The organism is Nonomuraea sp. B10E15, from assembly GCF_039871615.1.
Lineage (GTDB): Bacteria > Actinomycetota > Actinomycetes > Streptosporangiales > Streptosporangiaceae > Nonomuraea.
The window spans coordinates 108,087-134,418 of record NZ_JBDPMB010000025.1 but is presented as its reverse complement, the minus strand read 5'-3'; the positions used below and the strand labels follow the sequence as shown (position 1 = coordinate 134,418).

General features: G+C 70.7%; 27 protein-coding genes. 15 read left to right on the top strand and 12 right to left on the bottom strand.

The window, feature by feature from the left end; translation table 11 throughout:
* The first annotated feature begins 277 nt into the window (after nt 1-277).
* Both ABGB14_RS42390 and ABGB14_RS42385 read left to right on the top strand, forming a co-directional pair.
* Entirely contained in the window at nt 278-1,501 is a 1,224-nt protein-coding gene (locus ABGB14_RS42390) for a cytochrome P450 (RefSeq protein WP_347649535.1), read from the top strand.
* A gap of 180 nt (nt 1,502-1,681) precedes the next feature.
* Nucleotides 1,682-2,506: a hypothetical protein gene (locus tag ABGB14_RS42385; protein WP_347649534.1), complete on the top strand. Its 825-nt coding sequence runs from the start codon at nt 1,682-1,684 to the stop codon at nt 2,504-2,506.
* Between the two features lie 21 nt (nt 2,507-2,527).
* On the opposite strand, the gene ABGB14_RS42380 is transcribed toward ABGB14_RS42385, so the two are convergent.
* Nucleotides 2,528-3,763 (bottom strand): epoxide hydrolase, encoded by a 1,236-nt coding sequence (locus ABGB14_RS42380; RefSeq protein WP_347649533.1) that lies wholly within the window; start codon nt 3,761-3,763, stop codon nt 2,528-2,530.
* Between the two features lie 117 nt (nt 3,764-3,880).
* Entirely contained in the window at nt 3,881-4,474 is a 594-nt protein-coding gene (locus tag ABGB14_RS42375; protein WP_347649532.1) for a DUF1707 domain-containing protein, read from the bottom strand.
* A 156-nt stretch (nt 4,475-4,630) separates the two neighbouring features.
* Here ABGB14_RS42375 and ABGB14_RS42370 point away from each other — a divergent pair, with 156 nt between their 5' ends.
* From ABGB14_RS42370 to ABGB14_RS42350, 5 genes are all read left to right on the top strand, one after another.
* The gene (locus tag ABGB14_RS42370; RefSeq protein WP_347649531.1) at nt 4,631-5,059 is read left to right on the top strand and encodes an Rrf2 family transcriptional regulator; all 429 of its coding nucleotides are present in this window, start codon (nt 4,631-4,633) and stop codon (nt 5,057-5,059) included.
* Nucleotides 5,060-5,138: 79 nt separating this feature from the next.
* On the top strand, nt 5,139-5,876 hold the full coding sequence (locus ABGB14_RS42365; protein WP_347649530.1) for an NIPSNAP family protein: 738 nt from the start codon (nt 5,139-5,141) through the stop codon (nt 5,874-5,876).
* 128 nt (nt 5,877-6,004) lie between these two features.
* On the top strand, nt 6,005-6,232 hold the full coding sequence (locus ABGB14_RS42360; RefSeq protein WP_347649529.1) for a hypothetical protein: 228 nt from the start codon (nt 6,005-6,007) through the stop codon (nt 6,230-6,232).
* 14 nt (nt 6,233-6,246) lie between these two features.
* Nucleotides 6,247-6,510 (top strand): hypothetical protein, encoded by a 264-nt coding sequence (locus ABGB14_RS42355; RefSeq protein ID WP_347649528.1) that lies wholly within the window; start codon nt 6,247-6,249, stop codon nt 6,508-6,510.
* A 22-nt stretch (nt 6,511-6,532) separates the two neighbouring features.
* On the top strand, nt 6,533-6,676 hold the full coding sequence (locus ABGB14_RS42350; RefSeq protein WP_347649527.1) for a MerR family transcriptional regulator: 144 nt from the start codon (nt 6,533-6,535) through the stop codon (nt 6,674-6,676).
* Between the two features lie 650 nt (nt 6,677-7,326).
* On the opposite strand, the gene ABGB14_RS42345 is transcribed toward ABGB14_RS42350, so the two are convergent.
* The 4 genes from ABGB14_RS42345 to ABGB14_RS42330 are packed head-to-tail and all read right to left on the bottom strand — an operon-like array spanning nt 7,327 to nt 12,977.
* Nucleotides 7,327-9,888 carry a glycoside hydrolase family 78 protein gene (locus ABGB14_RS42345; RefSeq protein ID WP_347649526.1) on the bottom strand — a complete coding sequence of 854 codons (2,562 nt, stop codon included), beginning with the start codon at nt 9,886-9,888 and terminating at the stop codon, nt 7,327-7,329.
* Nucleotides 9,889-9,913: 25 nt separating this feature from the next.
* On the bottom strand, nt 9,914-10,741 hold the full coding sequence (locus tag ABGB14_RS42340) for a carbohydrate ABC transporter permease (RefSeq protein ID WP_347649525.1): 828 nt from the start codon (nt 10,739-10,741) through the stop codon (nt 9,914-9,916).
* On the bottom strand, nt 10,738-11,673 hold the full coding sequence (locus ABGB14_RS42335) for a sugar ABC transporter permease (RefSeq protein WP_347649524.1): 936 nt from the start codon (nt 11,671-11,673) through the stop codon (nt 10,738-10,740). The genes ABGB14_RS42340 and ABGB14_RS42335 overlap by 4 nt, the downstream gene beginning before the upstream one ends.
* Nucleotides 11,670-12,977, bottom strand: a complete 1,308-nt coding sequence (locus ABGB14_RS42330; RefSeq protein ID WP_347649523.1) for an extracellular solute-binding protein — start codon at nt 12,975-12,977, stop codon at nt 11,670-11,672. Before ABGB14_RS42330 ends, ABGB14_RS42335 begins: the two co-directional genes overlap by 4 nt.
* 230 nt (nt 12,978-13,207) lie before the next feature.
* On the opposite strand from ABGB14_RS42330, the gene ABGB14_RS42325 reads away from it, so the two are divergent.
* Both ABGB14_RS42325 and rox read left to right on the top strand, forming a co-directional pair.
* Nucleotides 13,208-14,248, top strand: a complete 1,041-nt coding sequence (locus ABGB14_RS42325) for a LacI family DNA-binding transcriptional regulator (protein ID WP_347649522.1) — start codon at nt 13,208-13,210, stop codon at nt 14,246-14,248.
* A gap of 189 nt (nt 14,249-14,437) precedes the next feature.
* A complete protein-coding gene (rox, locus tag ABGB14_RS42320) occupies nt 14,438-15,862 on the top strand; it encodes a rifampin monooxygenase (protein WP_347649521.1) in 1,425 nt (474 codons plus the stop codon).
* 46 nt (nt 15,863-15,908) lie between these two features.
* Here rox and ABGB14_RS42315 read toward each other — a convergent pair whose 3' ends face one another.
* Nucleotides 15,909-16,823: an RNA polymerase sigma-70 factor gene (locus ABGB14_RS42315; protein ID WP_347649520.1), complete on the bottom strand. Its 915-nt coding sequence runs from the start codon at nt 16,821-16,823 to the stop codon at nt 15,909-15,911.
* Between the two features lie 178 nt (nt 16,824-17,001).
* Here ABGB14_RS42315 and ABGB14_RS42310 point away from each other — a divergent pair, with 178 nt between their 5' ends.
* The 4 genes from ABGB14_RS42310 (at nt 17,002) to ABGB14_RS42295 (ending at nt 20,399) form a co-directional block, all read left to right on the top strand.
* A complete protein-coding gene (locus ABGB14_RS42310) occupies nt 17,002-17,376 on the top strand; it encodes a carboxymuconolactone decarboxylase family protein (protein ID WP_347649519.1) in 375 nt (124 codons plus the stop codon).
* A complete protein-coding gene (locus ABGB14_RS42305) occupies nt 17,373-18,128 on the top strand; it encodes a hypothetical protein (RefSeq protein WP_347649518.1) in 756 nt (251 codons plus the stop codon). Before ABGB14_RS42310 ends, ABGB14_RS42305 begins: the two co-directional genes overlap by 4 nt.
* 402 nt (nt 18,129-18,530) lie before the next feature.
* Entirely contained in the window at nt 18,531-19,724 is a 1,194-nt protein-coding gene (locus ABGB14_RS42300; protein ID WP_347649517.1) for a cytochrome P450, read from the top strand.
* A gap of 186 nt (nt 19,725-19,910) precedes the next feature.
* Nucleotides 19,911-20,399, top strand: a complete 489-nt coding sequence (locus ABGB14_RS42295; protein ID WP_347649516.1) for a universal stress protein — start codon at nt 19,911-19,913, stop codon at nt 20,397-20,399.
* A gap of 64 nt (nt 20,400-20,463) precedes the next feature.
* On the opposite strand, the gene ABGB14_RS42290 is transcribed toward ABGB14_RS42295, so the two are convergent.
* Nucleotides 20,464-20,832, bottom strand: a complete 369-nt coding sequence (locus ABGB14_RS42290) for a DUF6223 family protein (RefSeq protein WP_347649515.1) — start codon at nt 20,830-20,832, stop codon at nt 20,464-20,466.
* A 149-nt stretch (nt 20,833-20,981) separates the two neighbouring features.
* Nucleotides 20,982-21,380, bottom strand: coding sequence for a DUF6223 family protein (locus tag ABGB14_RS42285; RefSeq protein WP_347649514.1), 399 nt, complete (start codon nt 21,378-21,380; stop codon nt 20,982-20,984).
* A 273-nt stretch (nt 21,381-21,653) separates the two neighbouring features.
* Between ABGB14_RS42285 and ABGB14_RS42280 the strand changes: the two genes are divergently transcribed.
* On the top strand, nt 21,654-22,901 hold the full coding sequence (locus ABGB14_RS42280; RefSeq protein WP_347649513.1) for a sensor histidine kinase: 1,248 nt from the start codon (nt 21,654-21,656) through the stop codon (nt 22,899-22,901).
* Complete coding sequence (locus ABGB14_RS42275; RefSeq protein WP_347649512.1) at nt 22,898-23,581, top strand: response regulator transcription factor; 684 nt, start codon at nt 22,898-22,900, stop codon at nt 23,579-23,581. Before ABGB14_RS42280 ends, ABGB14_RS42275 begins: the two co-directional genes overlap by 4 nt.
* Nucleotides 23,582-23,667: 86 nt before the next feature.
* On the opposite strand, the gene ABGB14_RS42270 is transcribed toward ABGB14_RS42275, so the two are convergent.
* From ABGB14_RS42270 to ABGB14_RS42260, 3 genes are read right to left on the bottom strand one after another with little or no spacing between them, the layout of a single operon-like run.
* Nucleotides 23,668-24,150 carry a hypothetical protein gene (locus ABGB14_RS42270; protein ID WP_347649511.1) on the bottom strand — a complete coding sequence of 161 codons (483 nt, stop codon included), beginning with the start codon at nt 24,148-24,150 and terminating at the stop codon, nt 23,668-23,670.
* Nucleotides 24,147-25,646 carry a HAMP domain-containing sensor histidine kinase gene (locus ABGB14_RS42265; RefSeq protein WP_347649510.1) on the bottom strand — a complete coding sequence of 500 codons (1,500 nt, stop codon included), beginning with the start codon at nt 25,644-25,646 and terminating at the stop codon, nt 24,147-24,149. Before ABGB14_RS42265 ends, ABGB14_RS42270 begins: the two co-directional genes overlap by 4 nt.
* A 6-nt stretch (nt 25,647-25,652) precedes the next feature.
* Nucleotides 25,653-26,327, bottom strand: coding sequence for a response regulator transcription factor (locus ABGB14_RS42260; protein ID WP_347649537.1), 675 nt, complete (start codon nt 26,325-26,327; stop codon nt 25,653-25,655).
* Between the last annotated feature and the right edge of the window lie 5 nt (nt 26,328-26,332).

The following is a 26,332-nucleotide window of genomic DNA, read 5'->3' as shown; positions in this document are numbered from 1 at the left end:
GGCGTCATCGCGGTCCGGGTCGAGGACGCCCGCATCACCGGCCTGTACTACGTCCGCAACCCGGCCAAGCTGACCCGCATCGCATCCGAGACCCCGCTCACCCTGCGATGAACACCAACGACGAGCCGGCCCGCGATCTCGAAGCGGCCTGGACCAGACGGGTGTCCCGGCCGGACGCGGGGACGTCCCGTCAGGCCTGGAAGCCGGTACCGATCGCACCGGCCGAGGCCGCCACAAGCACAACGAACTCCGCCACATCCATTACTGGAGGTCCTTCATGACGAAGAGCGTCACCGTCGAACTCACCGACGTGGAGCTGCCGGTCGAGCGTGGCTGCCCGTTCGCCCCGCCCCCCGCCTACGAGCAGCTGCGCGGGCGGGCGCCGATCAGCAAGGTCCGCCTGACCAGCGGCGGCGAGGCGTGGTGGGTGTCCGGGCATGAGGAAGGGCGGGCCGTCCTCGCCGACCCCCGCTTCTCCTCCGACAAGCGCAAGGACGGGTTCCCGCTCTTCACCCTCGATGCGGCGACCCTGCAGCAGCTCCGCAGCCAACCGCCGTTGATGCTCGGCATGGACGGCGCCGAACACGCCGCGGCCCGCCGCCCGGTGATCAGCGAGTTCACCGTCAAGAGGCTGGCCGCGCTGCGCCCGCGCATCCAGGACATCGTCGACCACTTCGTCGACGGCATGCTCGCCACCGACCGGCACCCGGTCGACCTGGTCCAGGCGCTGTCCCTGCCGGTGCCCTCCCTGGTGATCTGCGAGCTGCTCGGCGTCCCCTACACCGACCACGACTTCTTCCAGAGCCGCACCACCATGATGGTGAGCCGGACCTCGCTCGAAGACCGCCGGCGGGCCTTCGCCGAACTGCGCGCCTACATCGACGACCTGGTCACCCGCAAGGAGTCCGAACCCGGCGACGACCTGTTCAGCCGGCAGATCGCCCGGCAACGCCAGAAGGGCGCTCTCGACCACGCGGGCCTGGTGAGCCTGGCCTTCCTGCTGCTGACCGCCGGACACGAGACCACCGCGAACATGATCTCGCTCGGCGTGGTCGGCCTGCTCTCCCATCCGGAGCAGCTGGACCTGATCAAGGCCGACCCGGGAAGGACGCCCATGGCCGTGGAGGAACTGCTGCGCTACTTCACCATCGCCGACGGGGTCACCTCCCGGCTGGCCACGGAGGACGTGGAGATCGGCGGGGTGAGCATCAAGGCCGGCGAGGGCGTCATCGTCTCGGCCCTGTCAGCCAATTGGGACCCGGCGGCGTTCACGAACCCGGCCGAGCTGGATATCGAGCGCGGGGCCCGCCACCACCTCGCCTTCGGCTTCGGCCCGCACCAGTGCCTCGGCCAGAACCTCGCCAGGACCGAACTGCAGATCGTCTTCGACACGCTGTTCCGCCGCATCCCTGCCTTGCGGCTCGCCGTACCGACGGAGGATCTGCCGTTCAAGAACGACGCCGTCATCTACGGCGCCCACGAACTCCCGGTCACCTGGTGAGCAGGACCTGATGCGCATCGAGGCCGACACCGGCCTCTGCGTCGGCGCCGGCCCATGCGTCCTGACCTCAGCCAGGTGACCCCGGCCCCTGCTGCTGCAGGGGCACTCCGACGAGTGGGCTTCGCCGTACCGGATGGGTGACTGGATGAACTTTCCAGGCCGGTGGCGCGTCCCTGATGTATGAAGAGATCGCGTCTGGCCGTCATCGCGGTGCTCGCGTCGTTGTGCGCCTGCGGCCAGCCCGGTGCCGCTCCGGTACCGACCGTGGCCGGGACCGAGACGATCGTGTTGCCGCGGGCCGATCAGCCCAAGGCGCATCGGCCCACCCTGGAGCGGCTCAAACGAGAGGCCGCGGCGTCGGGCCGGCCCCTGGAGGAGGTCATCAAGCGGTACGCGACCAGGGTGGCTGCCACCTCGTCGCCCAAGCCGACGGACTTCGACGGCTACGACCCTGCGGTGACCGACCCGGACGTGACGATCGACGGCATCCCCTACGCCGAACTGGTCGACCTCGGGGCCATCGCCAGATCGCAGGGCATCTCCTACGAGGAGGCCATCGACCGCTTCGGCTCACAGTCGTCCAACAGAGCGGTGATCGACAAACTGCATGCGGAGTTCCCCGACGAGATCTCCGGCGTCAGGTACGTCGACGACCATCGGGGGCTGCGCATCGGCTTCAAGGGTCCCGTCCCGACTCGCGCGATCGCGTTGGCCGGAACCCTCCCCATGGAGGTCACCCTGATCGGCGGCAAGGGATTCTCGGCCTCGGAGCTCCGGCAGGCCCAGGACACGGTGGTCTCCTGGCTCCGATCCCGTCCCGAGGTGGCCACGATGACGGCGCACCCGGATGACGACACCGGCCATGTCAAGGTCACCGTTCAGCCGAAGGTGATGCCAGACGATGCCGAGGAGTTCAAGCGTGGCCTTCAGCTCCCGCAGCCGGACAATCCGCACATCACCGTTGAAGTCACGCTCTCCGCCGAATCGATCGTCGTTCAACAGTGAGGGCCGCAGCGACGAGGTCGTTCAGGGTCTGCGGCCGTGAAAGGTGCGGCGCAGGTCGTTCACCCAGGCGTCGGGGTTCTCCCAGGGAATGAAGTGGCCGCCGTGGTCGTGGGCGTTGACGTTGACATGGTTGAACCAGTCGCCCTGCGGGCCGGTCCTGAACGCCTGGACGCGCTCGGCGGCGGTGTGGATGCCGGGCGGGTTCTCGTAGGTGACGAAGGTGAGGCCGACCGGCGCCTGCACGACCGGGGTGCGGTCGTGGGCGGGGGCCCACGGGTAGCGGTTGGCGTTGGCGTAGTAGCGCATCGACGTGGCGATGGAGTTGTTCACCCAGTAGATCGTGGCGTGGGTGAGCAGGTCGTCCTTGGTGAAGACGGATTCGACGTCGCCGCCGTTGTCGCTCCAGGCGTTCCAGCGCTCCAGCAGCCAGGCGAGCAGTCCGGCGGGTGAGTCGCTCAGCCCGTGGGCCAGGGTGGCGCCGTCGAGCATGTGCACGGCGAGATGGCACGCCGAGCGGTGGTCCATCTCGATGATCCGGGCACGCACATCGGCGGGCTGGTCGTCGGTGAGGGGCCGGTTCCGGGCGAAGTCCCAGGCACGGGGGCCGTTGAAGAAGTCGAGCGGCAGCCCGGAGCCGATGTGGATGCCGTACAGCTCGTCGGCGTACTTGTGGCCGAGCTGGCTGGAGACGATCCCGCCGATGTCGCAACCCCCGGCGACGTACTTCTCGTACCCGAGGGTCTCGGTCATCAGGGTGTGCCAGAGGTCGGAGACCTTCCAGAAGTTGACGTCCGGAAAGCCGGTGAGCGGGCCGGGGAAACCGAAACCGGGCAGAGACGGCACGATGACGTCGAAGGCGTCGGCCGGGTCACCGCCGAACGCGGCGGGGTCGGCGAGCGGGCCGATCACCTTCGACCAGTGCCAGAACGTCCACGGCCAGCCGTGGGTGAGGATCAACGGGATCGGACGGGGACCGCGGCCGGGCTTGCGCATGAAGTGCACCGGGACACCGTCGACGCTCACCTGGTAGTGCTCGTGGACGTTGATGGCGGCCTCGGCCGCGCGCCAGTCGTAGCCGTCCCGCCAGTAGGCGACCAGCCCGCGGAGATAGCTGCCGGGGACGCCGTAGGACCAGTCCTCGTTCCCCTCGTCCAGCGGCGGACGGGTCGATGCGAGGCGGGCACGCAGGTCATCGAGGACCTCGTCGGACACGTGGATCGGGACGGGCTTCAGGGGGAAGGCGTGCGAGGTGCTCATCGCGTGGTTCCTTACTGGGGTGTGCCGTCGGCCCGAGGGGCGCCGGCCGATGTCTTGCTCTGTTTCGCGATGTCGTGCACCTCGTCGGGAAGCTCCGCTCTCCCGCGCTCGGCTCGCTCAACGCTCCTGGTTGCGCCGCTGTACGCGGCGTTCCCAGCTGTTCGGGTGGCGGATGACCACGCCGGCGGCGCCGCCGTCGCCGGCGAGCCGGATCCGCGGCGTTCCGGGCAGGCGCTCGGGTGTGGTCTTGTCCTTGAAGCCGCCGATGCCCTGGTCCATCTCCGAGGTGTCCGCCACCCACCCGTCGGGGATGATGATCGTGACACCGCCCATCTGCCCGTGCGCCTCTATCGCGATCTCCGGCAACCGGCATTCGGTCCGGGTGAAGTCGAGCTTGACGCTGCCCATGCCGCCGTACACGGTGATCTGCGCGGGTACCCGCCAGCGCCCCGTCCGCGCGGCGCCGTTCATGCCTCCCTTGATGACGAGCGGCTCCGCCGGAACCTCCTGCGGCAGATCCGCGGTGAGAGGCGCGAGGTCGGCGTACGTCTTGGCGTTGAGTGCCCGGTCCAGCCGGGCTTCCAGCTCGCTGAAGTCGATTCGCCCTTCGGCGGCAGCCGTGTTCAACCGTTCCACCACCGCTTCGCGCTCGTCGTGTGAGACGCGCAGCTGATGAGGGCGGAGGGGAGCCGGCTGCTGGTTCTCGCCCATGGGTGTTCGCTTTCGGGTAGGGGTGGTTCCCGGGGATCCCTGAGGAGGTCACCACGATACACCCCCCATAACGCCGGTTATGAGGGGTGTTGAGCGGTCATGAGGCTTGACCGCGGACCTGGGTGTAATGGAAGCTGTTACAGCGAGGAGGTGGTGATGGGGGCCAACAGCCGATTGACCGTAGCGACGCACGCGCTGACGTGGCTGGCGTTGGCGCATCGCCGTGGCCAGGAGGTCCTCACATCGGACCAGGTCGCCGCCAGCGTCAACACCAACCCCGTGATCATCCGGCGCAGCCTGGGCGACCTGCGGCGGGCCGGTCTGGTGGAGGTGCGCCATGGCGCCGGCGCGGGCTGGCGTCTCGCCCGCGCGCCGGAGGAGATCACCCTGCTCGAGGTGCTTGACGCCGTCGACGTGGAGCAGCCGTTCGGCCTGCACCGCACCGAGCCCAATCTGGAGTGCCCGGTCGGCCGTGGCATCCGGCCCGCCCTGAGCAAGGTCTACGGCCGGGCCGAACAGGCCATGCGCCAGGAGCTCGCCGGCACGTCGATCGCCGACGTGCTGCGCGAGACGCTGGTGGGCTAGCCGATCCGTCCGATCGCCAGGCAGTCGCCACGCCCCTTGTTGTAACAACTGTTGTTCCAGCCACTCAGGAGGAGAGTAGATGGAGGCCTCACGGTGTCCCATCGTCGAGCTGCGCCAGTACACGCTGCGCCCCGGGCAGCGGGACGTCCTGATCGACCTGTTCGACCGGGAGTTCGTCGAGACCCAAGAGGCGGCAGGCATGACCGTCCTGGGGCAGTTCCGAGACTTGGACGACCCTGACCGGTTCGTCTGGCTCCGCGGCTTCGAGGACATGCCCCGCCGCGCGGAGGCCTTGGAGAGCTTCTACTCCGGGCCGACCTGGCGGGCACGCAGGGACGAGGCGAACGCAACGATGATCGACTCCGACGACGTCCTGTTACTGCGGCCGGCCTCGCCTGCGAGCGGCCTCCCGGCGCCGATGGGGAGCAGGCCGGCCCCCGGCGAGCCGGCTGCGGCGCCGTCATCACTCGTCGTCGCCACGATCTGGTACGGCCGCGCCCCGTTCGACGCGGCGTTCGTCGAGTTCTACGAGCGGTGCGTGCGACCCGTACTGGCCGAGTCGGGCGGCGAGCCGTTGGCGTACCTGCGTTCCGAACACTCCCCCAACACCTTCCCCGCCCTGCCGGTGCGGGCGGACGAGGAGGTCTTCGTGTGGTTCGCGCGGTTCACCGGCCAGAGCCACTTCCACGATCACCTTGATCGCCTGCAGCGTTCAGTGCGCTGGCACGAGGACGTGCTGCCTGCCCTCGCGCAACGGTTGGCCGGGCCATCGCAACGGCTGCGGCTGGCACCCACCGAGCGGTCACTGCTGCGTTGAACTCGGCCGGCCTCGAAGCCGGAGATCCTCCGCCGCGTCGTGGTCGAGCGGCGCGCGGAGGGCGGAAGCGAGATCCGTCCCCCGCGCCGCTTGACCATGACGCAGGGTCAAGCTCCCAGCATGGTGGCATGACCACGGAAACCCGTGCGATCGAGGCCGCCGGACCGCGCGCGGCGTACGGCGAGCACGGCGTGATGGAGAGAGGCGACAGGACGATGCGGCACTTCACGATCCAGCACGGCAGCGTCACGATCCCGGTGTCTCGGCACGGTCGGGGGCGAACGCTGATCCTGTGCCCCGGGCTGAACTCGACGCAGGCGGACCTGCGCGAGCCGCCCAGGAGATTGTCGACCTGAATCTCGAGATCGACGTGGTCAGGTCCGACATCCTCGACCGGTACAGAAAGATCGACCGGCCCATCAGCATGATCATGTCCACCTCGATGGCCGGCGACGGCGGCGAAGGGCAGGTGTCCCGGCTCAACCAGCACTGGCGCGCCGGCGTTGAGCGGCTTGTCCGCGAGCAGCCGCACATCGCCACCACCTGGCTCGACGCCGACCACGGGCTGGTCTTCACCCATGCCCGGGACATCGCCGAGATCATCCGCAGAGCACCGGGACCGGCGACCTCTTGAGCGACTCCTGGAAGCGGGTCTGATGCTGACCATCGGTGAGCTGGCGTCGTACGCCGGGGTGACGGTGCGCGCGGTGCGGCACTACCACGCCAAGGGCCTGCTGCCGGAGCCGGAGCGGGACCGCTCCGCTACCGCCGATACGACGCCGGCGCAGTGGTGGAGCTGATCAGGATCCGGGCCCTCGCCGAGGCGGGGGTTCCGCTGGCGCGGGTGCGGGAACTGCTGCGGGCCGGCGAGGAAGAGTTCGCCGCGGCGGTGGCGGGCATCGACAGGCGGCTGCGAGCGGAGATCCGGGAACGGCAGCGGCACCGTGAGCGCATCGCCCGGCTCGCCTCGGGGGACAGCCTGGCGCTGCCCTCGGAGGTGGTCGAGTATCTCGACCGGCTGCGGGCGCTCGGAGTCGACGAGCGGATCGTCCGAGCCGAGCGTGACGGTTGGATCCCGCTGTCCGCGCTCTCACCCGCGCGGGTACCGGAGTGGACGGCGCGCAAGCGGGAGCAGATCGATGACCCGCGGTTCGTCTGCTTCTACCTCACCCTGAGCGAGGCTCTCGACCGGGCCGACGACGACCCGCGGCCGGCCGAGCTGGCCGACGAGCTGTCCGCCTACATCACGTGTATGGCCGACGAGCGGGGCGACCACTATGTCGATGACACCGATATCGAGTCGCCACTCGTCAAGCTGATGGACACGCTCGCGTTCGATACGGTGCCGCCGGCTCGTCGCCAGGTCGCGGCCTCGTCCGGAACGGCAGCCACCTCATCGGCCCTGAAGCCCGGGCGTGACGGTGTCCGGGGTGTGCATGCCGTACGGGTGTCAGGGCGTCCGCTCAGAGGCTTCCGGCCAGGCGCAGTGGAAGACGTGTTGTCCGGGGCCGGCCTCGACAGCGGGCTCTCCGGGCAGGTCGACGACGGCGGTCGTGTTCTGCGGAACGCGCACGGCGACGGTCAGCCGCTCCCCGTCACGCCGCCAGTTCACCTCCGCCTCGCCGTAGGGGGTGTGATGGGCGGCGCGGGCGTGGGTGAGGCCGCCGCCGGGACGCGGGCGGACGGAGATGCGGCGGTAGCCGGGCCCGGCAGGGGCGAGACCGGCCACGGTGCGGTGCATCCAGTCCGCGACCGCGCCGAGCGCGTAGTGGTTGAAGGAGGTCATCTCGCCCGGGTTGACGGAGCCGTCGGGCAGCATGCTGTCCCAGCGCTCCCAGATCGTGGTGGCGCCCATCGTCACCGGATACAACCAGGAGGGGCGGTTGCGCTGGGTCAGGAGCCGGTAGGCGGTGTCGTAGGCGCCGACCGAGCACAGGGCGTCGCAGATGAGCGGGGTGCCGACGAAGCCGGTGCCGATGCGGTGGTCGTCGTCGGCGACGAGCTCGACCAGGCGGCGTCCGGCGCGTTCGCGCTGTTCGGGGCCATCGAACAGGTCCACGGTCAAGGCGAGGGCGTAGGCGGTCTGGGTGTCGCAGGCCAGCCGGCCGGAGGGCGTGACGAACTCGCGGCGGAAGGCCGTCCGCACCTGCCCGGCCAGCTCGGCGTAACGGGCGGCGTCGGCGTCACGGCCGAGCAGTTCCGCCGTGTCCGCCACGACCTGCGCCGACCAGGCGTGGTAGGCGGTGGCGACGAGCGCCCGGTCGGTACGGGCCCTGCCGGGATCGTCCGAGGGCGCGGCCGGGTCCAGCCAGTCGCCGAACTGGAAGCCCTCGTCCCACAGGTGGTCCCTGGTGAGGGAGGCGACCTGGTCCACCCACGCGGTCATGCTCGGGTACTGGCGCCGCAGCAGGCCGAGGTCGCCGGTGCGCTCATAGAGCGTCCACGGGACGAGCACGGCGGCGTCGCCCCAGGCCGCCGCCGGGGACAGTCCGAACATCAGCGGCACCCACGGCACGTAGTGCGGCACGGTGCCCACCTCCGACTGCTCGGCCGCCAGGTCGGCCAGCCACGATGACAGCGGCCCCGCACAGTCGTACAGGAAGGCCGCGGCGGGGGCGAAGACCTGGATGTCGCCGGTCCAGCCGAGCCGCTCGTCGCGCTGCGGGCAGTCGGTGGGCAGGTCGACGTAGTTGCCGCGCATGCTCCAGACCACGTTGTCGTGCAGCCGGTTCAGCAGCGGGTCGGAACACTCGAACGCGCCGGCGGGCCGCATGTCGGTGTGGCAGACCACGGCCACCACGTCAGCCGGGTCGAACGCGCCGGGCCAGCCGTCGATCTGCGCGTAGCGGAAGCCGTGCGTGGTGAAGCGGGGCTCGAAGGTCTCCGGCTCGGCGTCGCCGCGCAGCGTGTAGCGGTCCTCGGCGGCGGCCGCGCGCAGCGGGCGCACGGCGAGGGCGCCGTCCTCCAGGACCTCGGCGTGGCGCAGGGTGACCGTGTGCCCCGCCGGGCCGTGCACGCGGATGCGCAGGCGGCCGACGAGGTTCTGGCCGAAGTCGAGGAGGGTCTCGCCGTCCGGGCCGGTCAGCACCTCGGCGGGGGACAACGTCTGGGTACGGCGCACGGGCGGGCCCGTGGGGGCGACCAGCAGCGCCGGATCGTGGGACAGGGCGTCGGCGGGCAGCCAGGAGGAGTCGTCGAAGCCGGGCTCGGACCAGCCCGCGGGGTGCAGGCGCGCGTCGTGTTTCTCGCCGTCGTACAGGCCGGCCTCGGTGACCGGGCCGCGGGCGCAGCGCCACGCGTCATCGGTGACGATCACGTCGGTGGTGCCGTCGATGTAGGCGATCTCGAGCTGGGCGATGAGGGCGGTGCGCTCGCCGTACAGGTCGCTCTTGCCGCCGCCGAAGCCGATGCGGCCCCGGTACCAGCCGTCGGCGAGGGTGGCGCCGATGGCGTTGGCGCCCTCGCGCAGCAGGCCGGTGACGTCGTGGGTGCGGTAGCGCAGGCGGTGGCGGTAGCTGGTCCAGCCGGGGGCTAGCACGTCGTCGCCGACCACTCGGCCGTTGATCTCGGCCTCGTAGATGCCGTGGGCCGTGATGTAGAGGCGGGCGCGCTCGATCGGAGCGCGCAGGGTGAAGCCGCGGCGCAGCAGGAGCGCGGGACCGTCGGGTGCGCCGAGCAGTTCCAGCGGTGGCGCGGCGGTCGTGGCCTGCCAGTCGGCGGGCTCCAGGAGGCCGGTTTCCACGTGCGACCATGCGCTCCAGTCGCTGGTCGAGCCGTCGGCGCCGTGCACTCGCACCCGTGCGGCGCGCCGTTCCCGCGAGCCCAGCGGCGCACCGGGCCACGGCACGAGCGCGGACTCGCCCGACTCGATCCGGCCGGTGGACAGGCCGTCGCCGAGTTCGATCTCGTACGCCTGCTGGATCCATCCCGGCAGGTCCGTGGCCACGGTCCAGGACAGGCGCGGTTCGGGTTCGCCGATGCCGAGGGGGTCTCGGTGGTGTTCGAAGGCCACTGCGGAAACGTACGGAGAGGTCATGTCACCCCTTGATGGCGCCGGCGGTCATGCCGGCGACGATTTTGCGGTTGAAGAAGACGAACAGCACCAGCGGGGGGATCGTGATGAGGACGATGTCCATGAACAGCAGGTTCCACTGGGTGTTGTACTGGCTCTGGAAGTTGTAGAGGGTGACCTGCACCGTGGCGTTCTCGTCGCCGGGGAGCAGGTAGAGCGGGTTGACGAAGTCGTTGAAGATGTTGACCGAGCTGACCAGGACGACCGTGACGGTCACCGGCCGCAGCAGCGGGAAGATCACCTGGAAGAACAGCCGGAAGCCGCCGCAGCCGTCGATCTGGGCGGCCTCGTCCAGCTCGCGCGGGATGGCGGCGATGAACGCGCGGAACAGCAACATCGCGAACGACAGGTTGAAGGCCACTTCCGCGAGGATCATCCCGGGCAGGGTCTTGAACAGGCCGAGCGCCTGCAGCAGCCAGATCGTCGGCACCACCGCGGGCGGGATGATCAGACCCGTCAGTACGAGGAAGTCGGCCAGCTTGGCGACCTTGCCCGGGCGGCGCTGCAGGACGAACGAGGCCATGGCGGCGAAGACGACGAGCAGGGTGACCGAGGCGACGGTGATGATGGTGCTGTTGACGTAGGCGCGCAGCAGCACGTAGTCGCGCGCCTCGATCACGGCCATGAAGTTCTCGACGACCGGCCAGCTGGTGGGCCAGGAGAAGTCCAGGTCGATGGCCTGTTCCGGGTTCTTCACGGCGGTCAGCAGCATGAGCGCGAACGGGACCAGGAAGATCACGGTGGCCAGGACCAGCGCGACGGTCTCGCCGCTGAGCCTTCTCAGTGCTGTCATGCGGTGACCTGCCTCTTGCCGAGGAAGTAGTTGAGCGGCACGGCGATGGCCGCGACGACGAGGAAGAGGATCACGTTGCCGGCGGTCGACAGGCCGAAGAAGCCTGCCTGGTACTGCTTGTAGATGATCGAGGCGATGGTGTCGCTGGTGAAGCCGGGACCGCCGCGGGTCATCGTCCAGATGAGATCGAACGAGCGCAGCCCGGCGATGAACGACAGGATGATCACCGAGTAGGTGGCCGGCCAGGACAGCGGCAGCGTGATGTGCCGGAAGCGGTGCCAGGCGCCGCCGCCATCCACCGCGACCGCCTGGTAGTACTCGCGCGGGATGGACATGATGCCGGCGATGTAGATGACGGTGGCCAGGCCGACCCCCTTCCACACGTCCACCAGCGCGACGGACAGCAGCGCGGTGGTGGCGTCACCGAGCCAGTCGCGCCCGTCGATCCCGACCAGCGCGAGGGCCTGGTTGACGAGGCCCGTCTGCGGTTTGAGCAGCATGGCGAAGGTGATGCCGACCGCGACGGTGGAGACCAGCGTCGGGAAGAACACCACCGAGCGCAGGAATCCGCGCAGCCGCAGCCTGCCGGTGAGCAGGACGCCGAGCAGCAGCCCGAGCACGACCTTGAGGCCGCTGGTGACGACGGCGTAGATGATCGTGTTCTGGAAGCCGATGCGCAGGTTCTGCTCGGCCAGGAAGTCGCGGAAGTTCTGCAGGCCGACGAACTCGCTGTCGAACAACGTCCAGCGGGTGAGCGCGAAGTAGAAGGCCATCGCCGTCGGCACCAGGAAGATGACCAGGAACACGGCGGCGGCGGGTAGATAGAGCGCGTACGGGTAGGCCGCGTCGCGCCGGCGGCGGGAGGCGCGGGCGCGCGCATGCCCGGGTGCCGGGCCGGGCCCCGTGCGGGGCCCGGTGTCCTGCCTGGTCACCACCCTGCCAGCCCCAGTTGCTTGGCCTGCTTCTCGACGTCCTTGTCGTACTGGGCGGCCCCTTCGGCGGCCGGGGTCAGGCCGGAGCCGACGGCGACCGTGATCTGCTCCAGGGACGGGCCCTTCACCGGCGAGACGAACTCCAGCGCCGGCGCCGTGGCACCCTCGTCCACGTAGGCCTGCAGGTCCTTGGCCGCCTGGATGGCGTCGTCGGGCAGTTCGGCCCCGGTGATCCGGTACGGCCCGGCCGGCGGCACGGCCTTGGTGACCGCGTCGGCCGCCGCCGGCGAGGCGACGAAGGCCAGGAACTTCTTGGCCGCCTCCAGTTTCTCGGTGGTCTTGGCGATGTAGATGCCGGCCGGCTCCCAGATGGTGGCGCCGTTCTTGGCGGCGTCGGTGCCGGGGATGCCGAAGAAGCCGATGTCGGTGGCCGCCTGTGGCATGGTGGCGACGAACGGCGGGAGCTGGGCGCTCAGCATCGGGTAGTGCGCACCCTTGCCCTCGGCCAGCAGCTTCATGCCCTGGTCGGCGGTGGCCGAGCCGAAGCCCTCCTGCAGGTATCCCTTGGCGTGCACTTCGGCCAGGTGGTCGAAGCCGGCCCTGGCGGCGGGGGTGGTGGCGAACTTGGCCTTGTTGGCCGTGTAGTCCTGGGCGAAGGTCGGCGCCGCCGCCTGCACGTTGTAGTAGTCGCCCAGCACGAACAGCTGCGAGGTCCAGGTGTCCTTGTACGTGCCGATCACCGGGGCGATGCCGGCTGCTTTGATCTTGTCATTGTTGGCCGTGAAGTCGGCCCAGGTCTTGGGCACCTCCAGCTTGAGCTGCTCGTAGACCTTGCGGTTGTAGAGGATGCCGCCGCCCATGGCGGTGCCGCCGGGGACGCCGTAGGCCTTGCCGTCCTGGCTCACCACGGGCAGGAAGTCCTTGGCCACGTTGGCCAGCACCGGGTCGCCGGTGAGGTCGACCATGGTCTGCGCCGGGTTGAGCGCCTGCAGCAGCGACCCGGAGTTGTACCAGAACACATCCGACATGTCGCCCGTCGAGAGCCGCGTCTTGACGATGTTGTCGCCCTCGCTGCCTCCAGGCCGGGTCTCTATCTCGATCTTGATAGTGGGATTGGCCTGCATGAACGTGTCCGCGAGCGCTTCGGCGGTGTCCACCGTGGCCGCGCTGTTGTCGATGAGGAATTCCAAGGTGACCGGGCCGGTGGCGGCGGTTCCGGAATCGGAGCCGGAGCCGCACGAGGTCAGAGCCGCCATCGCGAGAACGGCCAGGGCCGCTCCCGGCACGCGGTGCGAGGTCTTCACAACGCCCCTCCGGGTTCGTTTGAAACGATTTAAGCGCCCCCGATGCGAGTTAACGTAGGCGTTACTCGGCAGGCCGTCAAGAGTGTCCTTGGGGAACGGTCTCCTATCGTGACTGTTGTGAAGACGGGCCGGACAACCCCTCAGATCGAAAAGTTGGGTAACGTTATCCATCCTGTCCGGACGGGCCGCCCCTTACAATCGGGCGAGTCGAGTGGGCGGAAAGGTGGCTCATGGGCACACGAGACCAGCAGCGCAGGGTGACCATCACCGACGTGGCCGAGCACGCCCAGGTCTCCACCACGGCGGTGTCGAAAGTGCTGCGCAACGCCTACGGCGTCAGCGAGGCCATGCGGATCAAGGTGCAGGCCGCCATCGACGAGCTGGGCTACCGCCCCCACAACGCGGCCCGGGCCATGCGCGGGCGCACCTTCACCATCGGCGTGCTCCTCCCCCACATCCGCAACCCCTTCTTCGCCGACATCCTCGACGGCCTGACAGATGAGATCTCCCCCAGCGGCTACCAAGCGATCATGGTCCAGAGCGGCGGCAACGACCCCGCGGCAGAGCGCCGGGCCAGTGACGCGCTGGTCGACCGGCAGGTGGACGGCGTCCTCTGGGTCGCTCCGGTCTGCACCAGAGGACAACTGGAGAAACTCGCGAAGGACATCCCCCTCGTCGTGCTCGGCCGCCACGACCGCTCGGCACTGTACGACTGCGTGCTCGACGACGACGAGGTCGGCGCCGAGCTCGTGGTCGAGCACCTCATCGCGCTCGGCCATCGCCGCATCGCGCACATCACGCAGAAGGACACCGTCGGGGGCCGCGCCGCCACCCTGCTGCACACGATCAGGGCCGCGACCTACGAGCGGATGATGACCGAGCACGGCCTGGCCGACCACATCGCCGTCGCCGCCACCGCCTACACGGAGGAAGGCGGCTACGACGGCGCGCGCGAGCTGCTGGCCCGCGATCCCCGCCCCACCGCCATCTTCGCCGGCGCCGACCAGGCCGCCTTCGGCGCCCTCGCCGCCGTCCACGAGGCGGGCCTGAGCGTGCCCGGCGACATCTCGGTGGCGGGCTACGACAACGCACGCCTGACCGGCCTCGCGCACGTCGCGCTCACCAGCGTCGACCAGGACGGCGCCATCATGGGGCAGACCGCAGGCCGGCTGCTGCTCGAACGCATCGCCGGCCGTACCGCCGCGGTCCGTTTCTCCGTCACCCCGACCCTTGTGGCCCGCCGTTCCACAACATCCCCGGGCGAACGGTAGCCGGGAAAAGGGTTGGACCGGGTGATGCTCGGGCTTGTAGCTTGCGGGTGACCGTGACGCCGCCCCGGGAGGTGAGACCCATGAACGCTGTATCGATGTGGGTGCTCCCCCTTCCCGTCACGGCCGGGCGATCGACGTAGGTGTCGCCGGGAGCGCCTCGCCACCAGGCACTCCCGAAAGGCAACACCTATGTTCGACGTGATCATTTCCGGGTGCGGGCCGACCGGCGCGATGCTGGCCGCCGAACTGCGGCTGCACGACGTGCGGGTACTCGTTCTGGAGAAGGAAACCGAGCCCAAGTCGTTCGTCCGCATCGTCGGCCTGCATATTCGCAGTCTCGAGCTGATGGCGATGCGCGGGCTGCTGGATCGCATGCTCCAGCACGGAAGGCAGCGTCCGGCCGGCGGCTTCTTCGCCGGCATCGCCAAACCCGCGCCCGTGGGTCTGGATTCCGCGCACGCCTATCTGCTGGGCATCCCGCAGCCGGTCATCGAGCGCCTGCTCGAAGAACATGCGACCGAACGGGGCGCGCAGGTCCGGCGCGGTTGCGCGGTGGCCGGTTTCGAGCAGGACGACGAGGGTGTGACCGTCGAGCTGGCCGGCGGGGAACAGCTGCGTTCGCGCTACCTCGTCGGCTGTGACGGCGGGCGCAGCACGGTGCGCAAGCTGCTCGGTGTCGGCTTCCCCGGCGAGCCCTCGCGGACCGAGACGCTGATGGGCGAGATGGAAGTGGGTGTGCCGCAGGAGGAGATCGCCGCCAGGGTGAGCGAGATCCCCGAGACCCGCCAGCCGTTCTGGCTCCGGCCCTTCGGCGGAGGCGTCTACAGCGTCGTCGTCCCCGCCGCGGGAGTCGGCGACCGCGCGGAACCGCCCACCCTCGAGGATTTCCGGCAACAGCTGCGCGCCATCGCCGGAACCGATTTCGGCGTGCACTCCCCGCGCTGGTTGTCCCGCTTCGGGGATGCCACCCGGCTGGCCGAACGTTACCGGGTCGGCCGGGTGCTGCTGGCCGGCGACGCGGCACACATCCATCCGCCCACCGGCGGGCAGGGCCTCAACCTGGGCGTTCAGGACGCGTTCAACCTCGGCTGGAAACTGGCCGCGCAGATCCGCGGCTGGGCGCCGGAAACGCTGCTTGACACCTACCAGGCCGAACGCCATCCGGTCGCCGAGGACGTGCTGGACAACACCCGGGCCCAGATGGAACTGCTGTCCGCCGAACCGGGCGCGCGGGCCGCGCGCAAGTTGCTCACCGAACTGATGGACTTCGACGAGGTGAACCGCCACCTGATCGAGAAGATCACCGCGATCGGCGTCCGCTACGACTTCGGCGCAGGCCCCGACCTGCTCGGCCGCCGCCTGCGCGACATCGACGTGCAACAGGGCCGCCTCTACGGTCTGCTGCACCGCGGTCGCGGCCTGCTGCTGGACCGAACCGGACGCCTGGCCGTCGGCGGCTGGTCGGACCGGGTCGATCACCTCGCCGATCCCACGGCGGCACTGGATGTTCCGTGCGTCCTGCTACGCCCCGACGGCCACGTCGCCTGGATCGGCGACGATCAGCAGGACCTGGACGACCACCTCTCCCGCTGGTTCGGCAAGCCCGCCGGCTGATCTCGCCCGAGCAACCGGAGAACCGCGGCGGTGGGGCGTTCCCGCCTCAGCGGCTCATCGCGGTCTCCCGCCGCACGTACGACAGCTTCTCGGGATTACGAACGTGGTAGGCGCCGGTGACGTAGCCGTTCTCCACGCGCACCGCCACCACGCCGTCGATCTCCCCGTCGACCCGTACGAGCAGCCCAGGGCCGCCGTTGATCTGCACCAGCTCGGCCGACCTCTCCGCGTCGCGCCTCCACCAGCCGGCGGCCAGCAGGCGAGCCACGTTGCCGACCCCCACAACGGGTCGCGGCAGGGCGTGCCTGATTCCGCCGCCGTCGCTCAGAGCGACGACATCCGGCGCGAGGATGTCGAGCAGGCTCTGCAACTCACCGGTCTCGACCGCTCGCTGGAAGGCCTCGATCGCGGCTCGGTGCTCGGCCGGGGAGCCGGTGTTGCGGGGCCGGCGGGTGGCGACGTGCGACCGCGCCCGGTGGGCGATCTGGCGAACCGCGGACGGGCTCCTGCCGACGGCCTGGGCGATCTCCTCGTAGTCCAGGTCGAACACCTCGCGCAGCACGAACACCGCCCGCTCGGTCGGCCCGAGCGTCTCCATGACCAGCAGCATCGCCATGGAGACGCTGTCGGCCAGTTCGACGTCATCGGCCACGTCCGGCGCGGTCAGCAGCGGCTCGGGCAGCCACGGCCCGACGTAGGACTCCTTGCGCCTGCCCAGCGTACGCAGCCGTTTCAGCGCCTGCCTGGTGGCGATCCTGACGAGGTAGGCGCGCTGGTCCAGCACCGGGCCCAGATCGACGCCCGCCCACCGCAGCCAGGTCTCCTGCAGGACGTCCTCGGCGTCGGCGGCTGAGCCGAGCATCTCATAGGCGAGGGTGAACAGCAGGTTGCGGTGGACGACGAACGCCTCGGTGGCCGCGTCCATCGACGGGCCCGTCGATTGCTCGCTGCGTTCGCTCATCGCAGGTTCCCGCCTCTTCGTTCGCGACCGTGGCATATCCATACGATCCCGGCCCTCGCTGCCCTGTGACACCGACGGCCGGTGGTCTATGTCACATGGGCCTTCCTGTCACAAGGATCGGGTCGCCGGGATCTCTTGCTCGTAACGACGTGACACCACGAGCGAGAAAGTCCATCCCATGCCCCGACGTTCGCGTATGCCCAACCCCCTCCCCTTCCCCCCCGAGATGGCGGAAGTCGCCGGTCCTCTGCACCGGTCCCTCACCGACGGCCCGATTCCCATCCAGCTGCGCGCCGGGCAGACCCCCGGCAGCACGTGCTTCACCATCCGGGAGACCGGCAACCTGCGCGAGCTCGGCGAAACCGAGGAGCGCATCACCGCCGTGGCCACCTGGCGCGACGCCACCTACTTCACCGACGCCGAACGGGCCGCGCTGGAGCTGGTGGAGGCGGTCCTCACCCCGAACCCGTCCGGGGAGCGCGTCCCCGCCGAGCTCTACGCCCGACTGGACGCTCCGGCCGGAACGACAACGACCAGAAAGGCATGGACATGAGCAAGATCGCAGTGGCCGGGGCGACCGGGCGGCTGGGCCGGCACGTCGTCGACGTGCTGGGAGAGCTGGGGTGCCAGGTCGTGCCGATGTCCCGGGCCACCGGCGTGGACATCATCACCCGTGAGGGCCTCGCCGAGGCCCTCACCGGGGTCGAGACCATCATCGATGCCGCCTCGTGGCACGCCTCCGACCAGGAGGCCGCGACGGAGTTCTTCCGCGCGTCGGCACGCAACCTGCAGGAGGCGGGCGAGAAGGCGGGGGTCACCCGGATCGCCATGGCGTCCATCATCGGCGTCGACAGGGCCACCGCCGGTTTCCTCGCCGCCAAGAAGGTGCACGAGGAACTCCTGCTGTCCGGCCCGCTGCCCGCCCGCGTTCTGCGGGCCGCGCAGTTCCACGAGTTCGTCGGTCAGCTCCTGGACTGGCAGCAGGGCGGCGACGTCGCCTACGTCCCGGCCCTGCCCGCCCAGCTCGTGGCCTGCCGCACGGTGGCCGAGACACTGGCGGACCTTGCCCTCGTCCCCGGCACGCCCGCCCCGGGAACACCGATCCCCGAGATCGCCGGACCCCGCAAGGAGACCTTGTCGGAGGCGGCCGCACTTCTCGGCGCCCGCCGCGGCGTCAAGGTCGTCGGGGTCGACGGGTCCGGCATGCCCGATGCCGAGATCGCCGCCGACGGCGGATTCCTGCCCAGCCCGCATGCCACGCTCGCCGGACCCACCTTCCGTGAGTGGCTCGACACCCAGCCCTGAGCCGACCTTGCCCGTGTTCTCGAAACTCCACCACCCGGGCCCGAGAACGAGGGCTCCCCCGAGCCTCGCCCTCGGAGACTCACTGGCCGCCTCATCGGACGACATCTTCAGAAAAGGGCTCACTCATGCCCGTCACCACGATCGGCACGACGACCGCACTAATTCTCATCGATCCGCAGAACTTCGTCGTCGGCCTCCCCACCACTCCCTCCACCGGCTCGGAGGTGGTGGCCCGTGCGGTCGAACTGGCTGACGCCTTTCAGCCTTTCACCACCACGACGGGCTGGGACGCCGTCGTAGCGTCACACAGCTCGTGCTGGCCGGGATCGCCACCAGCAGCGGCGTGGAGTCCACCGCCCGCGCCTGACGGTCCCACACGATCACCGGACGAAAGGACACATGATGACGGAAGCACTGGAATTGCCGCTGCACATGCGGCGGAACGGGCTTGACCCGGTCGAGGAGCTGGCCCGGGTTCGCGACGGCGAGGGTGTGGTGCGGGTGGAGACGCCGTTCGGCCTGCCCGCGTACCTGGTCTGCCGCCACGAGGAGGTGCGCCGGGTGCTGGCGGATCCGGTCCGGTTCAGCAGCGCCCTGACGCCGTTCCCCGGATCGGGGCAGATGAACGCCGACGAGCTGGCCAAGATGCAGGCCGGGCAGCTGATCGGATTCGACCCGCCCGAGCACACGCGGTTGCGCCGGATGCTCACCCCGGAGTTCACGGTACGGCGGATGCGCCGGCTTGAGCCGCGGATCAGCGAGATCGTCGAGGCGGCTCTGGACGATCTGGAGCGGGCGGGCAAGCCGGCTGATCTGGTGGCGCACTTCGCGCTGCCGGTGCCGTCGCTGGTGATCTGCGAGCTGCTGGGCGTGCCGCATGCCGACCGCGCCGAGTTCCAGGAGCGTTCCGCGCGCATGCTGGACGCCTCCCTGCCGATGGAGCAGCGCGTCGCGGCGCAGCGGGAGGACCGCGCCTACATGGCCGGCCTGGTGAGCCGCGCGCAGGCCGACCCGGGCGAGGACCTGCTCGGCATGCTGGTACGCGAGCACGGCCACGATCTCAGCACCGACGAGCTGATCGGCATCGCGAGCCTGCTGCTGCTGGCCGGGCACGAGACGACCTCGAACATGCTGGGCCTGGGCACCCTGGCCCTGCTCCGGCACCCTGACCAGCTGGCGATGATCCGCGAGGATCCGGCCCAGGTCGAGCCCGCCGTCGAGGAGCTGTTGCGCTGGCTGTCCGTTGTGCAGTCGCTGCTGCCACGCACGACCACGACGGAGGTGGAGATCGCCGGGCATGCCATCCCGGCGGGCTCGCTCGTGATCTGCTCGTTTCCCGCCGCCAACCGCGACCCAGCCTTCGTCGACGATCCTGAGACCCTCGACGTCACCCGGGGAGCCGCCGGCCACGTCGCGTTCGGCCATGGCGTGCACCACTGCCTCGGGGCGCCGCTGGCGCGGATGGAGATGCGCATCGCCTTCCCCGCGCTGCTGCGCCGCTTCCCCGGCCTCGCCCTGGCCGATCCGTACGAGCAGGTGGACTTCCGCGTCTTCAGCCTCGTGTACGGCGTGCACACGCTGCGGGCGACCTGGTGAGCCCAGGGCCGTAGAGAGCCGACACGATATAATGCCAGGTGAAGCCCGGTTTGCCGGGTGCGGCGGTGGGGCCCGCCGCCGCACCCGGCCCCGCGATGCGCTCGACGATCCGCTGTGCGAGAACGATCCGCGCCTTCCTGCCCCAGCCGGACGAGCTCACGTCGAAGGGTGAGGGAGGGCAGCGTGATGAACCACCGCGGTGAGCATCCGACGCCTGCAGCACCCGGGCAGGGAGCCGAACGTCAGGCGCTGTGGCTGGTGGTGGGATACGACCGGCATCCGGCCGCGCGACGCGCGCTGGCGACCGCCGCCGACCTGGCCGTCCGGCTGGGAGCGCGGCTGCTGGTGGTGCATGTCGTCGATCTGGACGACTACCCCATCGATCCCGACGCCTGTGACTGGGACGCCTACGCCGAGCAGGCGGTGGCCGGCGAACGCGCCCAGGTCGAGGCCCTGCTCGCCGGTCATCCGCTCCCGTGGAGCTGGCAGGTCGGCCATGGGGATCCGGCGCGGCAGCTGGTGGATCTGGCCGCCCGCCACCAAGCCCTGATGATCGTCATCGGCGCGGCCCGGCATGAGTGGGGCACCCACCTTCTGACCGGCTCGGTCGCCAAGCACCTCGCCCGCCACGCCGACCAGCCGGTGCTGCTGGTCCCCGAACAGCCCTCCGGTTGAAGCCGTCCGATCGAGTGACGTACGCGCTGCGGCGGCCGTGGCTCGGGCACCGTCCCGGGCCGGGTCAGGCGGTGCGGCGGGAGCGGGCCAGAGCGAGCCCGCCGAGGACCATGGCGATCAGCCCGACCACCAGGTCCACCCAGCCCCCGACTATTCCGTAACCGGTGCCGGGACCCCCCTCGGCGGCGGCCACAACCAGCCCGCCGATGACCGTGCAGGCCAGCCCCGCTCCCAGGGCCACGGCGGCCCCCCTTCTCCCGCCGTTGCCGATACGGCGGGCGGAGCGGGCCAGAGCCAGCCCGCCGATGACGGCGCCGGCCAGCCCCAGCAGCGCGCCCACCACGGACCAGAGACGCCCGGAGGTGAAGGTGTAGGCATCGACGGGCTGGACCAGAACGTGCGCGGCGGCGGTGGTCAGGTGGTGGAGGGACATGAAGATCCTTTCGGTCGGATGACGGGCCCCGCGGCGCGCTGGATCGCCTGTGCCGGTCGAGATGCCGGTGACGAGCGCGCGTCTCGGAGGCGCCGTGTGGTGATCGGGTTGTGTGCGTGGGTCTCGATCGCGGGCCTGTCCTGGCCGCGTCAGCCGCTCGGCTCGGTCCGGCGGGAGCGGGCCAGAGCCAGTCCGCCGAGGACCGCACCGGCCAGCCCCAGCACCAGGGCCACGGCCGCCCCGAACACTCCGTTGCCGGTGCCGAGACCACCGTCGGCGACGGCCAGTTTCACCGCGCCGTTGAGCCCGCCGATCAGCCCCGCCCCCAGAGCCACGGTGGCCGCCCCTCTCCCGCCGTTGCCACGGCGGACGGAGCGGTGCGCCGGCCAGCCGATGATCACGCTGGCCAGCGCCACCAGCGCGGCCACGCTGGCCCAGACGCGCGCAGGGGTCCCGATGAACGTGTCGACACCCTGGCCCGCGCATTCAGCGGCCGTCGTACAGACTGGCGAGGCCACCTGCGTGGCCAGCACAACCAGGACGGACATGGAGCATCCTTTCGGTCGGATGACGGGCGCCCGCAGCGCGTGGGTCGCGGTGGCGTGGCCTATGCCGGTCGGGGTTTGGTGACGAGCGTGAGCGCCCGGCGGGGTTTCACTGACTCGATCGTCGCGCCGTCGACGCAGGCACGGCCTCCGCCTGCGGATGGCTGCCTCTACGCAGTTCCGCGTAGACGGCTCGTGCCCCGGTACGCCCGTCGTCGTAGGCGGCCGCGCCGCTGGGCGGAGTGTTCTCGCGGGCGGCGACCGTAGGATCGAGGCATGAAAGGCCGCGCCGTGTCGTTGCGCCTGCCGGTGCCGGCGCAGGAGGTGTTGCTCGCGCTGTTCATCACCGTGATGCAGGTGCAGGGCACGATAGTCCGCAATGCCGGCGAGGTGGTCCAGCGTCCCCTGACCGACCTCGGAAACCTGGGATATGCCCTGCTGGTCGCCAGTGGTGTGGTCGTCGCCGTCCGCCGCCGGTGGCCGGTTCCGGTGTTCGTCGTCGCCGCGTCGGCCAGCTTGGTGTACTACGGTCTCGGCTTCCCGGACGGGCCCGGCTGGCTCGGGCTCTTCGTCGCCCTGTACACCCTGGCCGCCTACGGTGACGGGCGCCGGGCGCTGGTGATCGCCGGCGTGGGCACCTCGGTGCTCACCATCGGCTGGCTGGTCGCCGCGGCCGACATCGAACCACGCGCCGCCATCGGCTGGGTGTACTTCCGGATCGGCGCGTCGGTCATGAGCGCGGCCCTCGGCGAGTCCGTCCGGTCCCGGCAGGTCATCGCGGCCGAAGCTCAGCAGCGCGCCGAGCTGGCTGAGCGGACTCGTGAGGAGGAAGCGCGGGCGCGGGTGGACGCCGAACGGCTCCGGATCGCGCGCGAGGTCCACGACACCGTCGCTCACGCCATAGCGATCATCAACGTGCAGTCCGGTGTCACCGCGCACGTGCTCGACAAGCGGCCGGAAGTGGCGCGCGAGGCGCTGCGGGCCATCGAGCAGACCAGTTCCCGGGCGCTGCGGGAGATGCGGGCCATCCTCGGAGTGCTCCGTGACGACGACGATGACGGCGGGCGGGAGCCGTACCCCCGGCTGGGGCAGATCGACGAACTGGCCGCCAAGGCACGCCAGGCGGGACTCGACGTCAAGCTCGATGAGGCCTCGCCCGCGACGCCGTTGCCCAGCGCGGTGGGAAGCGCCGCCTACCGGATCGTCCAGGAATCGATCACCAACGTGATCCGCCACGTCGGCCCGACCCGCGTGACGGTGGAGCTGAAGGCAGGGATCGAGGATTTGGAGATCCGCGTGACCGATGAGGGCCGTACCGTCCGGGATCATGACTCGGCGGATCCGCGCCCGCCGGCCCGGCATCCGAGCAGCACGGGCCGCTCGGCCGAGCCCGGCCGCGGGATCGCCGGCATGCGCGAGCGCTGCCGGCTGCTGGGCGGGGAGCTCGACGCCGGGCCGCTCGCGGGCGGCGGGTTCGAGGTCAGGGCACGGCTGCCCCTCGCGCCGACCGGGTCGCGCCTGTGAACGCGGCGGCCGCCTCACCGATCAGGGTGCTGCTCGCCGACGACGAGGCTCTCGTGCGGTCCGGGTTCAAGGTCCTGCTCGACCTCGAGGACGACATCACGGTGGTGGGCGAGGCCACCAACGGCGCAGAAGCGGTCGAACGGGCCCGCGCCGGCCATCCCGACGTCGTCCTCATGGACATCCGCATGCCGCAACTGGACGGGATCCAGGCCACCGCCCAGATCGTCCGGACGCGCGGGCTGGAGCAGGTGCGGGTCCTCATCCTCACCACCTACGACACCGACGAGTACGTCTTCGACGCCTTGCAGGCCGGCGCCAGCGGGTTCCTGCTCAAGGACGCCGGGCCGGCCGAGTTGCTGCATGCCGTCCGGGTGATCGCCGCCGGGGACGCGCTGCTGGCACCGCGGATCACCCGACGCCTCATCGGCGAGTTCACCACCAGGCGAACAGCCGCCCGGGCTGCGGAGGACCGGCTCGCGGAGCTGACCGAGCGCGAACGCGAAGTGCTGGCCCTGGTGGGGCAGGGCCTGAGCAACCACGAGATCGGCGCCCGGTTGTTTCTCAGCCCGGCCACCGCACGCACCCATGTCAGCCGCGCGATGACGAAACTGGGTGCGCGCGACCGTGCGCAACTGGTCGTCATCGCTTACCAGACAGGGCTGGTCAGCCCGGCGACGTAGCGCGCGGCCAGGCCGGGCTCAGGGCAGCGACCGGGCTGCCTTCCTCCGCGTGTACGAGCCCCGCGGAGCTCGGGAGGACACCGTCGTCACCCCGGGCACTCCTGGGGGCCGATGCTCTGGCCCGCACCGAGGACGGTGACCTGGGCGGGGTTCTCCGGCGACAGGGCGGCGGCCGTGCACACGATCTGGTCGACGGCCAGTGCCGGCAGTTCGTCTGCCGGGGTGGCTACGGTCACCACCAGGTGGCCCGGCTTGGCGGCCACCGAGAACGGGGCGGCTTCGCGCGGGATGTCGGTGGTGATCCCTTCCGCCTGTTCGCTCTGCGTGGGTCCCTCCGCCAGCAGCATGAGCGCGTTCGTTCGGGCTGGTCCACGAGCGGATCGCCGCGTCACCGTGCTGAGCCGGCCGTCCTTCACCAGGTAGAGGGTGATCTTCCAGGTAGGTGCGACGGGTCCGCTCGGCGGGGCGCCCGCGGGGATGGCGTCGCTGGGTTGCACGCCGCAGCCGGCCACGGCGACGAACGACACGAGGCCCGCGGCGAGCACGCGGCGGGCGAGCCAGGCCTTCACCCGTGGCCTCCATCCGGGTCGGGTGCCCGGCGTGGCAGGCGGAGCGTGAAGACGGCGCCGCCGTCCGGGGCGTTGGTGACGGTGAGGTCGCCTCGGTGCAGGCGCGCGTTCTCCCGCGCGATGGCCAGGCCGAGGCCGCTGCCCTCGGACCTGGCCCTGGCCGCGCTGGCCTTGTAGAAGCGGTCGAACACGTGCGGCAGCACCGCTTCGTCCAGCCCCGGTCCGTGGTCGCGGACCTCGACGGCGATCCCGTCCTGGTCGGCGCGCAGCCGTACCGACACCGGTGGCTCGCCGTGCCGCAGGGCGTTGCCGACCAGGTTCGCGAGGATGACGTCCACCCGGCGCGGGTCCAGCCGGGCCGTCACCGCGGAGGCCAGTTCGGTGTGCACCCGCTCCGGCCAGCCCCGGGTACGCAGGGTCGCGCGCACCAGCTCGGCCACGTCGACCTCGTTCAGTGCGAGGGCCGCGACGCCGGAGTCGAACCTGCTGATCTCGATGAGGTCGTTCACCAGGCCGGTGAGGTTGAGCGTCTCCTGGCTGACCAGCCTGGCGGCCCTGCCGGCGGGCTCGGGCAGCCCGTCCGCCTCGTCGTCGAGGACGTCGGCGACCGCGGCGAGCGCGGCCAGCGGGGTGCGCAGCTCGTGCGACACGTCGGCCACGAACCGGCGGGCGTCGGCCTCCATCTCGCGCAGCTGCTCGACGTGCCGTTCCAGCTCCGCTGCGGTGTTGTTGAACGTGCGCGCCACGTCGGCCAGCTCGTCGGCGCCGCGGACCTCGACCCTGGCTCGCAGCTCGCCCTCGCCCAGCATGTGTGCCGCCCTACCGAGCTCGCGCACCGGCCGCAGCACGCTACGGGTGGCCAGCAAGGCCAGGACGACCGCGAACGCCAGGGCCGCCCCGCCGGTGAGCCAGGCGCGTGCGGCGAGCTCGTTGATGCTGCGCTGTTCGGGAAGCAGGCTGTGCAGGACGTAGACCTCCATGCCGGACATCCGCGCCGTCCCGTCCGGCTCGGCGATCAGCAGCGGCGCGCCGATGAGCAGGAAGGGCGCCCCCTGCCACACCAGCACGCGTTGCCACGCGACATTGCCGCCGGCCACCTCGCGCCGCAGGGACAGTGGAAGCATCTCGGGACGCACGACCGGCGTGTCACCGCCCTGCGTGCGGAGCCCCGGCGAGCCCACCGGCGGGTCGGCCGGCGCCGGGTCGCCTGTGGAGTACGCCCCGCGGTAGATGGCCATCGCGCGGACGTTTCCTTCGGTCATCTTGTTGGCGATGCCGCGGAGCTCGTCCGGGCCGGGCTCCGCACTCCGCAACGGGAAGAGCTCCTTCAGCTGGCTCTTCGTCGCCTGCACCGCGGCGTCCTGGGCTCGCTGGAGGATGGCGTTGCGAGCCCCGACGTACATCCCGCCGGCCACCGCCGCCGCGGTGACCACACACAGCAGCGCGAACGCGAACAGCAGCCGGGCACGCAGCCCCGGGCTCGGCCGTGGTGCCACCGGCGGTTACACCGGCCCGAACCGGTAACCGAACCCGCGCACCGTCTGCACGTAGACGGGCGCCGCCGAGTCCTCCTCGATCTTCGCCCGCAGCCGCTGCACGCACGCGTCCACCAGACGCGAGTCGCCGAAGTACCCGTGCTCCCACACCGACTCCAGCAGCTGCTGGCGGCTGTGCACCCGGCCCGGCGTGCCGGAGAGCTCGAGCAGCAGGCGCAGCTCGGTCGGGGCGAGGCTGACCGGCACGCCGCGGTGGGTGACCACCAGCCCGGCCCGATCGATGGTCAGGTCTCCGTGCCGCTCCAGCTCAGCCTGGTCCCGGCCGATCCGCCGCAGCACCGCGCGAATGCGGGCCTCCAGCACCCTGGGCTGCACCGGCTTGACCACGTAGTCGTCGGCGCCCGCCTCCAGCCCGGCCACCACGTCCATGTCGTCGCCGCGCGCGGTCACCATGATGATCGGCACCTCTCTGGCGGCCCGGATGCGCCGGCAGACCTCGAACCCGTCCATGCCGGGCAACATCAGATCGAGCACGACCACGTCGGGCAGGTCCGTACGCAGCCGGTCCAGCCCCTGCTCACCGGACTCCACCGCGCGCACCCGGTGCCCGTGCCGGGTCAGGGCCAGCTCCAGGCCCTCCCGCACGGCCGGGTCATCCTCGATCAACAACACTCGCGACACGCCGC